We start from the raw sequence: 13285 nt of genomic DNA on the forward strand, positions 1-13285 counted from the left end.
AAAGGAGGAGGTGCCCGATGACCCAGCGTGAATGGGCCGACAAGGACTACTACGCGGACCTGGGCGTCTCCCAGTCCGCCGGCCAGGACGAGATCAAGAAGGCGTACCGGAAGCTCGCCCGGGACAACCACCCGGACACGCACCCCGGCGACGCCGCCAAGGAGGACCGCTTCAAGCGGATCTCCGAGGCGTACTCCGTGCTGGGCGACGCCGACAAGCGGCGGGAATACGACGAACTGCACGCCGCGCTGCGCTCCGGGGGCTTCCGCTTCCCGGGGCGGGGGGCCGGCGGCCCCAGGGGAGGGGCCGGGGCCGGCCCGGGCGCCGCCGGCGGGTTCGATTTCAACGTCTCCGATCTCTTCGGCGACGCTACCTCCGGTGGCGCCGGAGCTGGCTTGGGTGACTTCCTCGGCGGATTCATGGGCCGAGGGGGAGCCGGCGGCTTCGGGTCGGGCGGGGCGCGCTCCCAGCGCCCCCGCCGGGGCGCGGACGTCGAAACGGAGATCACCCTCGACTTCCGCGAGGCGGCGCAGGGCGTCACCATCCCCCTGCAGCTGACCAACCCCTCGCCGTGCACGACCTGCCACGGGTCGGGCGCGAAGCCCGGGACGTCGCCGACGACGTGCCGGACCTGCAGCGGCACCGGGTTCGTCAACGAGCAGCGCGGCGCCTTCGGCATGTCGCGTCCGTGCCCCGACTGCGGCGGCACCGGCACGATCATCGAGGAGCCGTGCACGGACTGCGGCGGCACCGGCGTCACCACGCGCCGGCGCAGCATCACCGTCCGCGTGCCGGCCGGCGTCGTCGACGGCCAGAAGGTCCGCCTGGCGGGCCAGGGCGAGGCGGGCCTGCGCGGCAAGCCCGCGGGCGACCTGTTCGTCACCGTCCACGTCCGCCCGGACGAGATCTTCACCCGCTCCGGCGACGACCTGGAGGTCACGGTGCCGGTCAGCTTCGGCGAGCTCGCGCTCGGCGGCACGCTGACCGTCCCCACCCTCGACGGGAAGGTGCGGGTCCGCGTCCCCGCGGGCACCGCCGACGGCAGGACGCTGCGCGTCCGCGGCCGCGGCATCCCCAAGCGCAACGGCACCCCCGGCGACCTGCTGGTCACCGTCCGGGTGCAGGTCCCGCAGAAGCTCGACGACGCCGCCGCCTCCGCGCTGCGCGGCTACGTCGAGGCCGAGCGGGCCTCCGGCTTCAGCCCCCGCGAGGGCTGGGCCGGCAACAAGTAGGCCCGCGGGCCCGATTCCGCCGGGCCCGGGGCGTGCCCCGGAAAGGAGGTGACGGACATGGACGGGACGACCGACGCGACGTCGGCCGGCCGCGGCGCGGCCGCGGGCGGCGAGCCCGGCGACCGGGCGGACCTCGGAGGCCGTGCCCGCGAGACGCGGGTGTACGTCATCTCCGTGGCCGCCGAACTGGCCGGCATGCACGCGCAGACGCTGCGCAACTACGACCGGCTCGGCATCGTCACCCCGCGCCGCACCCGCGGCGGCGGGCGCCGCTACACCGATCGCGACGTCGACAGGCTGCGCGAGGTGCAGCGCCTCTCCCAGGAGGAGGGCGTGAACCTCGCGGGCATCAAGTCCATCATCGAGCTCTCCGCCCGCGTGGAGGAGCTCGAGGACGAGAACGCCCGGCTGCGGGAGAAGCTCCGCGCCGCCGAGGCGGCCCGCGGCCGCCCCCGCGGCGAGCTGGTCCACGTGCCCCGCTCCACCGCGGTGGTCATGTGGGACCGCGACGCCCGCCGCCGGCGCTGACGACGCCCGCCGCCCGACGCCGCCGCCATCCGCGACCCGGATGGCGGCGGCGTCGTCGCGTCCGGGGCGCGGCGGTTCCGGCACCCGGTGCATGCAGCCGGAGGGGAAATGAATATTATTCCCGCATGAGCATTGACGCGACCGGGGCCGGACCCGGGGACCAGCAGGCCCAGCGCCACAGGGTCGACGCCCACGACGCCGTCGACGAGCAGCCCATCGCCCGCGGCATGTCCGACGACGGCAACGACGGTGAGCACGGCCGCATGACCGCCGGCGCCTTCGCCATGAAGGTGCTCAACGGCATCTCCATCGCCGTCGTCGTCGCCCTGGTGCCGCAGGCGCTGCTCGGCGAGCTGTTCAAGGCCCTGCTGCCGGTGTTCCCGGCCGGCCAGACCATCATCGACCTCGTCGTCCTGTCGGCGTCGATGATGCCGGTGCTCATCGGCGTCCTCGTCGCCATGCAGTTCAACCTGTCGCCCATCCAGACCGCCTCCGTCGGCATCGCCGCGGTGTGCGGCTCCGGCGTCGCCGTGCCGGACCCGGAGGGCGGCTTCCACCTGCAGGGCACCGGCCTGGTCATCAACACGGGTCTCACCGCGGCCATCGCCGTGCTGGTCATCCTGCTCATCGGCGACCGGCTGCGGAACTACACGATCCTGCTCCTGTCGACGATCGTCGTGGTCGTCGCCGGCGGCATCGGCTGGGTCGTCACCTTCCCCGTCATCAAGGTCTTCACCGAGTGGCTGGGCAACCTGGTCAACGGCGCCACCACCCTGCAGCCCATCCCGATGGGCATCGCACTCGCCGTGCTGTTCGCCATCATGATCGTCTCGCCGATCTCCACCGTCGGCGTCGCGACGGCCATCTACATGTCCGGCGTCGCCTCCGGCGTCGCGAACCTCGGCTGCGTCGCCGCCGGCTTCGGCCTGCTGGTCGCCGGCTGGCGCTCCAACGGCATGGCGACGTCACTGCTGCACGTCCTCGGCTCCCCGAAGGTGCAGATGGCCAACGTCCTGTCGAAGCCCCTCATCTTCCTGCCCATGGTCTGCTCCGCCGCGGTGCTCGGCGGCCTCGGCGGCGCGCTGGGCATCTCCGGCACCCCGATCTCCGCGGGCTTCGGAGTCTCCGGCCTCGCCGGCCCGCTGGCCGCCCTCAACGCCGAGGGCTGGGGCTGGACCGGCGGCAACATCGCCATCGTCGCCGTCATGTTCTTCGTCGCCCCGATCATCCTGTCGGTCCTGTTCCGCTGGATCTTCGAGGACCTGCTGAAGTGGACCCGCGCGGAGCAGTACAAGCTCGACTTCGCGTAAGCCCCGCCCTGCCGCCTCCGCGCGCCGACCGATGACCGCGCGCAGCCCGGCGACCGCGCGTCGGACAGCGACCGCGCGGCGGCCGACGCTGCGCGCATCCGGCCTCCGCCGTGCACCCGCCCGGCCCCGTCCCCGCCGTCACGAGCGGGGCACGGGGCCGGGCGGGTCCCGTCGCAAAGCATCCTCGAGGGCATCGCCGATGCCCTCCAACGTGGCGCGCTCCCGGAAGTAGGAGCCGTGCGCGGGTATGGCGCCGCGGCCGCGTTTCCGGGGCGCCGGGATGTGCCGGGCCCCGGCGTCGGGCGAGTACGGCGGGACCCCGCGGCGAGTGACCTGCGGCTCGACCCGGATGAGATCCTCCGGCGCCACCGCCGCCCACGTCCGCGCTCCGTTGCCCCGCGGATCCCGAAGCCGGCCCGACCGATCCCGCAGGCGCAGATCCTGCACCGTCGACACGCCCGGTCCCATCGCCGTCGGGCCGAGGAACGACAGCGAGTCGGCGCGCAGCCCCGGCCCGGTCGCCGCCTGCGACGTCACCAGCGCACCGTGGCTGTAGCCCATCACGTGCAGGTGGGCGCCGGGGTTGGCCTCCGTCACCGTCACGGCGGCCGTCCGCAGGCGGGCGGCCGCCCCCGGGTAGTGGGCGTGGGCCGCGGCCTCGACGACGTCCGACGGGGCGTCGTGCATGAACAGCACCACGGCGGTCTCCGCCCCGTCGCCCCCGGTCGCGGACAGGAGCGCCGCCACCCGCTCCTCCTGCGGAGGCAGATCGTCGATGGAGCTGCCGGTGCCCGGCACGAACAGGATGACCCGGTCAGCGTTCGCGACGTCGCCGTAGCCCACCAGCGTTATCCCGTCCCGGGCGTCGAGGACCCGGCCCGGCGGAAGCGTGGATCCGGCGGCCGGCGCCGCGTGCCCGGCTGCGTCCCCGGTCGCCGCCGCGAGCCCGCCGCCGCCCGGCGGCAGCATCGTCAGCAGCCGCTCCGCCAGCTCCGCGTCGAGCCGCAGCACCCGCGCGAGCTGCGCCCGGTCGTGCGTGGCGGATCGGAGCGCGGCGACGGCCATCGCCAGCGGAACCGCCCCTTCCGCCAGGGCGTGCGCCACCTGCTCCAGCATCATCGCGTCCCGGCCCAGCGCATCCGCCGCGGAGCCGATGGCGTCGACCGCGGCGTCGCGGATGCCGCCCTCCAGGCGGCCGTCGGAAAGCCGCGCCAGACGCGCCGTCCGGCCCGACTCCCCGGCGACCACCGCGGCGGCGGAGCGCCACCCGCCGGCGGCCGCCGCCAGCTCCGCCACCGCCCAGTCCCAGGGATTCCCGCTCACGGCCGCGCCCCCTCCGGCGCCGGGCCGCAGCGCAGCGCGCCGGCGACGCCCCGGTCGGCCTCCTCCACCGACGCGGCGATGCGCCGGGCGACGCCGCCCAGCCGATCCAGCCGCCCGGCCTCCCGGCCGAGCTCCACCCGCCACGCCGTCAGCAGCCGGTGCGCCGCGGCCGCGGCCCGCGAGCCCGGCATCCCCGCCGGCGGCGCCGCCCGCGAGAGCGCGTGATCCACGGCCCGCGCCCGGGCCTCCAGGTCCCCGGCCAGCGCCCGCAGCGCCGCCGGGGACAGGTGCAGCGTCTCCCCGCCCGTGAGGTTCTCCATGGCCCGCATCCTCCACCGCCCGTGGACGGCGGACGCCGGGGGAGGCGCCCCGCGGCGGGCGATCGTGGACGGCGGCCGGGCGGTGGACAACTCCGGTCCGGGCGTCGCCCCGACCTGTAGCCTGGCCGCATGCGCATCGCCTTGGCACAGATCGACCAGTACGACGACCCGCAGCGGAACCTGGAGACCGTCCGGGAGGGCATCCTGCGCGCCGGCGCCGCCGGGGCCGACCTGGTCGTCTTCCCCGAGGCGACGATGAAGGCGTTCAACACCGGCCGCCTCGACACCGTCGCCGAGGAGCTCGACGGGCCCTTCGCCTCCGCCGTCCGCGCCGCCGCGGAGGAGGCCGACGTCGTCGCGGTGCTGGGCATGTTCCGCCCCGCCGACTCCGTCGAGCGCGACGGCAAGGAGCTCGCCCGCGTCCACAACACCCTCCTGGTCGCCGGCCGCGGCATCGACGAGCACTACGACAAGATCCGCCTCTTCGACGCGTTCGGCTTCCGCGAGTCCGACACCGTCGCGCCGGGCGACCGCCACGTCGTCGTCGAGGTGCCCGTCGGCGCCTCCGGCACCGGGCTCGGCGGCGACGGCGTCCGCCGCGTCGCCCGCGTCGGCCTGGGCACCTGCTTCGACGTCCGCTTCCCGCAGCACTTCCTGCGCCTGGCGCAGATGGGCGCCGAGGTGCTGGTCCTGCCCGCCTCCTGGAACGACGGCCCGGGCAAGCTGCGCCAGTGGCGCGCCCTGACCGCCGCCCGCGCGCTGGACACCACCTGCTTCGTCGCCGCCGTCGACGCCGCCCGCCCCGGCGGCTCCGCGAAGGCCGGCAAGCCGGAGGGCCCGACCGGCATCGGCCACTCCGCCGTCGTCGGCCCCGACGGCGCCATCGTCGCGGAGGCCGGCTACGCCCCGCAGTTCCTCGTCGTCGACGTCGACCTGGACGAGGTCGCGCGGGTGCGCCGCGAGATCCCGGTGCTCGACCTGCTCGGCTCGGACCCGGAGGTCGACGGCGGCATCGGGGAGGGCGGCGCCCGGCCGTGACCCTCACCGTCGCGACGCTGGCGGCCCGCCCCGACCTGGGGCTGACGCTGCTCACCGCCCGGCGGGAGGCCTGGACCACGAGGTCGTAGCCGCCGAACGGGGCGTGCGGGTCGACGCCCGCCGTCTCGGAGTTCACGTGGAGGATGCCGACGTGCAGCCGCTCGGAGGCGTCGAACGTCGCCGCCAGGGAATCGGTGAACACCGCGGCGGGCAGGCCGTACTCGCCGAGGTCGGCGACGCGGAAGGCCTCGTCGGCGTCGTCGACGACCAGCACCGCGAGGACGGGGGCGAACAGCTCCTCGGTCCAGAGCGGGTCCTCCGGGGAGGACACGCGGACGACGGTCGGCTCCATGAAGTGGCCGCCGGGGCAGTCGGCGACGTCGGGGATCCCGCCGCCGGCGAGCAGTTCGGCGCCGTCGCCGACGGAGGCGCGGACGGCGGCGACGGCGGCGTCGCGCGGGCCGGCGTCGATCATCGGGCCCATGGTCACGCCGTCGGCGAGCGGGTCGCCGGTGACGCGGGCCCGGACGCGCTCCAGCAGCGCCGCGACGAAGTCGTCGGCGACCTCCCGGACGACGGCGACGCGGGACGTCGCCGTGCACTTCTGGCCCGTCGAGTTGAACGCGCCGTTGGCGACCTGCTCCGCCGCGTGGGCGAGGTCCGCGTCGGCGAGGACGACGGCGGGGTTCTTGCCTCCCATCTCCGCCTGCACGGGGATGCCCTCCGCCGCGCAGGCGGAGGCGATGGAGCGGCCGACGCCGGTCGAGCCGGTGAACGTCAGCGCGGCGACGCGCGGGTCGACGAGCAGCGCCCGCGACGCGTCCGTCGGCGCGACGACGAGGTTGAGCACGCCGGCGGGCAGCCCGGCCCGGTCGAGGGCCTGCGCCAGGCGCATCGCCAGCAGCGGCACGGACTGGGCGGGCTTCCAGACGACGGCGTTGCCGTGGATCAGCGCCGGGGCGGCCTTCCATGCGGGGATGGCGATGGGGAAGTTGAACGGGGTGATCATCGAGACCACGCCGACGGGGCCGCGGACGACGGCGATGCGCTCGCCGCGGCGCGGGGAGTGCAGGATCTCGCCGTTGTCGCGGTCGGCCTCGCCGGCCTGGAACTCCAGGACGGCGGCGGCGCGGAGGACCTCGCCGACGCCCTCGGGGCGGGTCTTGCCCTCCTCCGCGGACAGCTCCGCGCCCCACTCCTCCGCGTGGTCGCGCAGGACGGCGGCGAGCTCGTCGCCCGCTGGGTGCCGGCGATCCCGCAGTGGCTCACCGCCGTCGTCATCCTGGCGGTGATGCTGGGCGTCAACCTGCTGTCGGTGAAGAGCTTCGGCGAGGCCGAGTACTGGTTCGCCGGCATCAAGGTCGTCGTCATCGTGGCGTTCATCATCGCGGGCGCCGCGTTCCTGCTCGGCCTGTGGACGGGCAGCCCGGGGGCGCCGGAGCCCGGCGTCGGCAACCTGTTCTCGCACGGCGGCTTCGTGCCGGAGGGCGTGCCCGCCATCTTCGTCGGCGTCGTCACGGTCATCTTCTCCATGACGGGCGCGGAGCTGGTCACCATCGCCGCGGCGGAGTCGTCGCACCCGGCGGACGCGATCCGCCGCACGACGCAGACCGTCGTCGTCCGCATCCTGGCGTTCTTCGTCATCTCCACCGCGCTGCTCGTCGCCATCCTGCCGTGGGACGAGTACACGGCGGGCGTCTCGCCGTTCATCACGGCGCTCGACGCGATGGGCCTGCCGTACACGGCCGACATCCTCAACTTCATCGTCCTGGTGGCGGTGCTGTCGTGCCTGAACTCGGGCCTGTACACGGCGTCGCGCATGATCTTCACGCAGGGCCGCAACGGCGACGCCCCCGCGTGTATGACCCGCGTCAACGGCCGCGGCGTGCCGGTCGGCGGCATCCTGTTCTCCGTCGTCGTCGGCTTCATCTGCGTCGCGGCGGTCTACGTGTGGCCGGAGACCATCTTCCTCTACCTGGTCAACAGCTCCGGCGCGGTCGTGCTGTTCGTCTACGTGTTCATCGGCCTGTCGCAGATCCGGCTGCGCCCGCGGCTGGAGGCGGAGCTGGCGGGCTCGGGCGGCCTGACGTTCCGCATGTTCGGCTGGCCGTGGAGTCCGGGCCTGGTCACGGCGATCATCGTGGTCATCCTCGGCGCGATGGCGTTCAACCCGGACATGCGCCGCGTAGCTGGTGCAGTCGCTGGTCGCGCTGGCGGTGGTCGTCGCCATCGGCGCGTTCCTGCAGAAGACGGGCATCCGCGGCCGCTACGAGGGTCTGCCGGCGACGCTGCCGGAGGGCGTCGACGCCGACGACTACTCCCCGGGCCGCGTCTACGAGAACCCGGAGCACCTGTCCCACGTCGGCGACCGGGGCGGCAGCTACGTCGACTTCGGCCACCACCACGAGCGGCACATGCGGGAGCGCGGTTCGCGCGGGTGATCGCGTGACGACGTCCCCCGCACGGCGGCGGCCCCCGCATCGCGTCGGCGATGCGGGGGCCGCGGGGTTCCCGGCGGGGCCGGGGGAGGGGCGTCCCCTTACAGGGAGGCCTCGTAGATGCCCTTGACGGAGTCGGCCAGGGTGGCGTCGAACTCCTCCTGGGACTGGTTGGCGTTCAGGCCCTCGGTCAGGGCGCGGGAGAAGGAGGCGATGAGGCCCGGGTTGCGGGACAGGCGCTCGTTGGCCTCGTCGCGCTCGTAGCCGCCGGACAGGGCGACGACGCGCATGACCTTGTCGTGCTCGATGAGCGGGGTGTAGAAGCCGTCCTCGGTCGGGATGGACAGCTTGATCATCACCGGCAGGTCGCCCTCGAGGGCGTCGAGGCCCTTGAGCAGCTCGTCGCGCAGGATCTTCTCCGCCTCGGCCTTGTCGGCCGCGTTGATGTCGACCTCCGGCTCGATGATCGGGATGAGGCCGTGGCCCAGGATCTGCTTCGCGACCTCGAACTGCTGGTCGACGACGGCCTTGATGCCCACCGGGTTCGCCTCGGCGATGAAGGAGCGCATCTTGGTGCCGAAGATGCCCTTGGCGACGGCGCGCTCGCAGAGCTCGTCCAGGCCCGGGTTCGGCTTCATGACCTGCGCGCCGTTCTCCAGCTCGGCAAGGCCCTTGTCCGTCTTCAGCAGCGGGACGACGCCCTTCTTCTCCCAGAGGTACTGGGCGGTCGGGATGCCGTCGATCTCGCGATCCATGGTCATCTCGAACAGGATGGCGGCGATGATCTTGTCGCCGGTGAAGGAGTCGGACGTGATGATGCGGGTGCGCATCTCGTGGACGAGGTCGAACATCTCGGCGTCGCCGGAGTACTGGTCCTCCTCGATGCCGTACAGGCGCAGGGCCTTCGGGGTCGATCCGCCGGACTGGTCCAGGGCGGCGATGAAGCCCTTGCCCTCGGTCATCTGCTTGGCCTGCTCGGTGTTCATACAGTTCCTTTCCTTGCTGGAACGCGGTCGGCTTCAGCCTAGTGAAGAACGGCCCGCCGCGCCGCCGGCGGAGCCCCGCGGGGCACCCGTTGCCGGAGGTTGTCCGCCGGGGCGGGTGCCGTCGTCACGCGAACGGTGATGTGATGCACATCACCGACGGTTCCGGGATTGAGTGGAACACGCTCAACTCGCATCGCGTTGCAGGGGGTGAGCGGTTACCATCGGGCCCGTACTTGAGCATCACGCGCTCAAGAACGGGGGCCGGGCACGGCGCACCCGGGCGACCGCGCAACGAACACAGGCGAAAACCCAACGAAAGCAAGGAAAGGACGCGGACATCATGGCGTTCACCCCCACCACCAAGACGAACGAGGCGCTGCAGGCCGCGCTCAAGGCCGCGTCCGCGGCGGGCAACCCCGACATCCGCCCGGCGCACCTGCTCGTCGCCCTCCTGGAGCAGGAGGACGGCATCGCCGCCCCGCTGCTCACCTCCGCCGGCGTCGAGCCCGGCGCCACCCTCACCCGCGCCCGCGAACTCGTCGCGGGATACCCCAGCGCGTCCGGGGGCAACATGGCGAACCCCCAGTTCAACCGCGACGCCCTCAACGCGCTGACCGCCGCCGAGGAGCTCGCCGGCGAGCTCGGCGACGAGTACGTGTCGACGGAGGTGCTGCTCATCGGCATCGCCACCGGCGACTCCGACGCCGCCCGCATGCTGCAGGAGTCCGGCGCGACGCCCGACGCCCTCAAGGCGGCGCTCACCTCCGTCCGCGGCAACCGCAAGGTCACCACGGAGAACCCGGAGGAGCAGTGGCAGGCGCTGGAGAAGTACGCCACCGACCTCACCGCCCGCGCCCGCGAGGGCAAGATCGACCCCGTCATCGGCCGCGACCAGGAGATCCGCCGCGTCGTGCAGGTGCTGTCGCGCCGCACGAAGAACAACCCGGTGCTCATCGGCGAGCCCGGCGTCGGCAAGACCGCGATCGTGGAGGGCCTCGCCCGCCGCATCGTCGCCGGCGACGTCCCCGAGTCCCTGAAGGGCAAGACCCTCATGGCCCTCGACCTGGGCTCCATGGTCGCCGGCGCGAAGTACCGCGGCGAGTTCGAGGAGCGCCTGAAGGCGGTGCTCGACGAGATCAAGGAGTCCGACGGGCAGATCATCACCTTCATCGACGAGATCCACACCATCGTCGGCGCCGGCGCGACCGGCGAGGGCTCCATGGACGCCGGCAACATGATCAAGCCGATGCTCGCCCGCGGCGAGCTGCGCCTCGTCGGCGCGACGACCCTCGACGAGTACCGCAAGTACATCGAGAAGGACGCCGCCCTGGAGCGCCGCTTCCAGCAGGTCTACGCCGCCGAGCCGAGCGTGGAGGACACCATCGGCATCCTCCGCGGCCTCAAGGAGCGGTACGAGGTGCACCACGGCGTGCGCATCACCGACTCCGCCCTCGTCGCCGCCGCGACCCTGTCGGACCGCTACATCACGTCGCGGTTCCTGCCGGACAAGGCCATCGACCTCGTCGACGAGGCCGCGTCGCGGCTGCGCATGGAGATCGACTCCTCCCCGGAGGAGATCGACTCCGCCGAGCGCATCGTCCGCCGCCTCGAGATCGAGGAGATGGCGCTGGAGAAGGAGACCGACGCCGCGTCGAAGGACCGCCTGGTCAAGCTCCGCGAGGAGCTGGCCGACGAGCGGGAGAAGCTCACCCAGCTGAAGACCCGCTGGCAGAACGAGCTGAACTCCATCGACGACGTCCGCGCCATCCGCGAGGAGCTCGACGCGCTGCGCACCGAGAGCGAGAAGGCGGAGCGCGAGGGCGACTACGGCCGCGTCGCCGAGCTGCGCTACGGCCGCATCCCCGAGCTGGAGCGCCGTCTCGCCGAGGCGGAGGAGTCCGTCGAGCAGTCCGACTCCGGCGACTCCATGCTGAAGGAGGAGGTCACCACCCAGGAGGTCGCCGAGGTCGTCTCCGCCTGGACGGGCGTGCCCGCCGGCAAGATGATGCAGGGCGAGACCGAGAAGCTGCTGGCCATGGAGTCCGTCCTCGCCGGCCGCGTCGTCGGCCAGGAGGAGGCCGTGGTGGCGGTGTCCGACGCGGTGCGCCGCGCCCGCGCGGGCGTCGCCGACCCGGACCGGCCCACCGGCTCGTTCCTGTTCCTCGGCCCCACCGGCGTCGGCAAGACCGAGCTGGCGAAGGCCCTGGCGGAGTTCCTCTTCGACGACGAGCGCGCCATGGTGCGCATCGACATGTCCGAGTACGGCGAGAAGCACTCCGTCGCCCGCCTCATCGGCGCGCCCCCCGGCTACGTCGGCCACGACGCCGGCGGCCAGCTGACCGAGGCCGTCCGCCGCCGCCCCTACACCGTCGTCCTGTTCGACGAGGTGGAGAAGGCCCACCCGGACGTCTTCGACGTGCTGCTGCAGGTCCTCGACGAGGGCCGGCTGACCGACGGCCAGGGCCGCACGGTCGACTTCCGCAACACCATCCTGATCCTCACCTCCAACCTCGGCGCCGGCGGCGACCGGGAGCAGGTGATGGCGGCGGTGAAGACGGCGTTCAAGCCGGAGTTCATCAACCGCCTCGACGACGTCGTCATCTTCGACGCCCTGGAGAAGGACCAGCTCCGCGGCATCGTCGACATCCAGATCGCCGCGCTGGCGAACCGCCTGGCGCAGCGCCGCCTGGTGCTCGACGTCGCCGACGACGCGAAGGACTGGCTGGCCGAGCGCGGCTACGACCCGGCCTACGGCGCCCGCCCGCTGCGCCGCCTGGTGCAGAAGGCCATCGGCGACGAGCTCGCCCGGCGCCTGCTGGCCGGCGACGTCCGCGACGGCGACCGTGTCGAGGTCACCGTCGCCGACGGCGGGGAGAAGCTGCGGGTCGTCGGCTTCGACGAGGCCGGCGAGCGCCGCGTCCCCGCCGACGGGGCCGCGGGCGCGCAGGACGGCTTCGCGGACGAGCCGCGTGACGACGCGGCCGGCGACGAGTAGTCCCCGCCGCGTCCGGCGCACGCGCGCCGGCGTCCCCCGCGCCGGCGCCCGGCGCACCCGGGCCCCGCGCACCCGGGCCCCGCATGACGGCGCCCGCCCCCTTCCCCGGGCGGGCGCCGTCGTCACGCGCACCGGCGCCCCACCGCGCCGGACCTGCGCGATCCCGCGTGGCGGACGTCCGCGGCGCGCTACCGTGGAGGCCATGAGCGACTACGCCTGCCGCCCCGCGACCGACGCCGACCGCCCCTTCCTGGAGTGGATGTACGCGCTGACGGAGACCTGGGGCGACGACACCCGGCCGCTGCCGGGCAACTACTTCGGCACCCGCATCCGCTACGTCGGCGGGTGGGAGCCGGACCAGGGCGGCGTCGTCCTGGAGCTGCGCGGCGACGGCGACGAGCCGGAGGAGGCGGAGGAGATCCTCGCCGCCTCGGAGCAGGGCGCCCCGTTCGGCGTCGAGGACGGCGCGCTGCCGGTCGGCGCGGCGTGGCTGCGCACCTTCCCGCAGGACGACCCCGGCGCCGGCTGGTACCGCAACGGCTGGCCGGAGATGGCCATCGCGCTGCGCCCGGGCCTGCACGGGCAGGGGCTGTCGAGTGTGCTGCTGGAGGGGTTGCTTGCCGACGCCCGCCGCCGCGGCTACCCCGGCGTCACTCTGGCGGTGGAGCACGGCAACGACCGCGCGGCGCGCGCGTACGAGAAGGCGGGCTTCCGCCACGTCGGGCCGTCGCACCGGCCGAAGCACGACGTGATGGTGTTCCCGTTCGACTGAGCGGGCGCGCCGCGGCACCGTCGTCACGCGCACCGGCGCGCCGGCCGCATTCCGCGCACTCGAGCCCCCGCCCCCGCACGACCCCCGCCCCACCCGGGCGGGGGTCTTTTGCGCGCATGTGCGCACCTGCGCGGGCGGCGCCGGGCTATATTCGCGTCCACCCGGGGCCGGGAACGGCCGCGAGGGCGCCGACGGAGGCGCCGCCGCACCCGGGCGCCGCGCCGGGCGGGCCACCGCCCCCGGCACAACAGAACATCGACCCACCTGCGGGAGCGCCCACCGAGCCGGCGCTGAGAGGACACCGGGAACCGGGTGTCGACCGTCGAACCTGAATCCGGGTAAT

At 73.9% G+C, this 13285-nt stretch carries 10 protein-coding genes and 1 pseudogene; 7 read left to right on the top strand and 4 right to left on the bottom strand.

What is annotated here, in order from left to right; all coding sequences use genetic code 11:
* The first annotated feature begins 17 nt into the window (after positions 1-17).
* From dnaJ to QQS41_RS10410, 3 genes are all read left to right on the top strand, one after another.
* Positions 18-1232, top strand: coding sequence for a molecular chaperone DnaJ (dnaJ, locus tag QQS41_RS10400; protein WP_448852658.1), 1215 nt, complete (start codon positions 18-20; stop codon positions 1230-1232).
* A gap of 57 nt (positions 1233-1289) precedes the next feature.
* Entirely contained in the window at positions 1290-1760 is a 471-nt protein-coding gene (locus QQS41_RS10405; RefSeq protein WP_448852659.1) for a heat shock protein transcriptional repressor HspR, read from the top strand.
* A 284-nt stretch (positions 1761-2044) separates the two neighbouring features.
* Positions 2045-3070, top strand: a complete 1026-nt coding sequence (locus QQS41_RS10410; RefSeq protein ID WP_448852889.1) for a PTS transporter subunit IIC — start codon at positions 2045-2047, stop codon at positions 3068-3070.
* A gap of 138 nt (positions 3071-3208) precedes the next feature.
* Here QQS41_RS10410 and QQS41_RS10415 read toward each other — a convergent pair whose 3' ends face one another.
* Together QQS41_RS10415 and QQS41_RS10420 are read right to left on the bottom strand one after the other, a co-directional pair.
* A complete protein-coding gene (locus QQS41_RS10415; RefSeq protein WP_448852660.1) occupies positions 3209-4393 on the bottom strand; it encodes an alpha/beta hydrolase in 1185 nt (394 codons plus the stop codon).
* Complete coding sequence (locus tag QQS41_RS10420; protein WP_448852661.1) at positions 4390-4713, bottom strand: hypothetical protein; 324 nt, start codon at positions 4711-4713, stop codon at positions 4390-4392. Before QQS41_RS10420 ends, QQS41_RS10415 begins: the two co-directional genes overlap by 4 nt.
* Before the next feature lie 129 nt (positions 4714-4842).
* Here QQS41_RS10420 and QQS41_RS10425 point away from each other — a divergent pair, with 129 nt between their 5' ends.
* Positions 4843-5751, top strand: coding sequence for a nitrilase-related carbon-nitrogen hydrolase (locus tag QQS41_RS10425; protein WP_448852662.1), 909 nt, complete (start codon positions 4843-4845; stop codon positions 5749-5751).
* A 145-nt stretch (positions 5752-5896) separates the two neighbouring features.
* On the opposite strand, the pseudogene QQS41_RS10430 reads toward QQS41_RS10425, so the two are convergent.
* Positions 5897-7012, bottom strand: a pseudogene (locus QQS41_RS10430) (aldehyde dehydrogenase family protein); the annotation flags it as partial.
* Positions 7013-7039: 27 nt separating this feature from the next.
* Between QQS41_RS10430 and QQS41_RS10435 the strand changes: the two are divergent.
* Positions 7040-8200, top strand: coding sequence for a hypothetical protein (locus QQS41_RS10435; protein ID WP_448852890.1), 1161 nt, complete (start codon positions 7040-7042; stop codon positions 8198-8200).
* Positions 8201-8290: 90 nt separating this feature from the next.
* Here the strand turns inward: QQS41_RS10435 and QQS41_RS10440 are convergent, their stop codons facing one another.
* Positions 8291-9175, bottom strand: a complete 885-nt coding sequence (locus tag QQS41_RS10440) for a fructose bisphosphate aldolase (protein WP_448852663.1) — start codon at positions 9173-9175, stop codon at positions 8291-8293.
* Positions 9176-9512: 337 nt separating this feature from the next.
* Here QQS41_RS10440 and clpB point away from each other — a divergent pair, with 337 nt between their 5' ends.
* Positions 9513-12170, top strand: a complete 2658-nt coding sequence (gene clpB / locus QQS41_RS10445; protein WP_448852891.1) for an ATP-dependent chaperone ClpB — start codon at positions 9513-9515, stop codon at positions 12168-12170.
* Positions 12171-12372: 202 nt separating this feature from the next.
* Positions 12373-12942, top strand: coding sequence for an N-acetyltransferase family protein (locus tag QQS41_RS10450; RefSeq protein WP_448852664.1), 570 nt, complete (start codon positions 12373-12375; stop codon positions 12940-12942).
* The last annotated feature ends 343 nt before the right edge of the window (positions 12943-13285 follow it).

The organism is Corynebacterium sp. 335C (assembly GCF_053525695.1).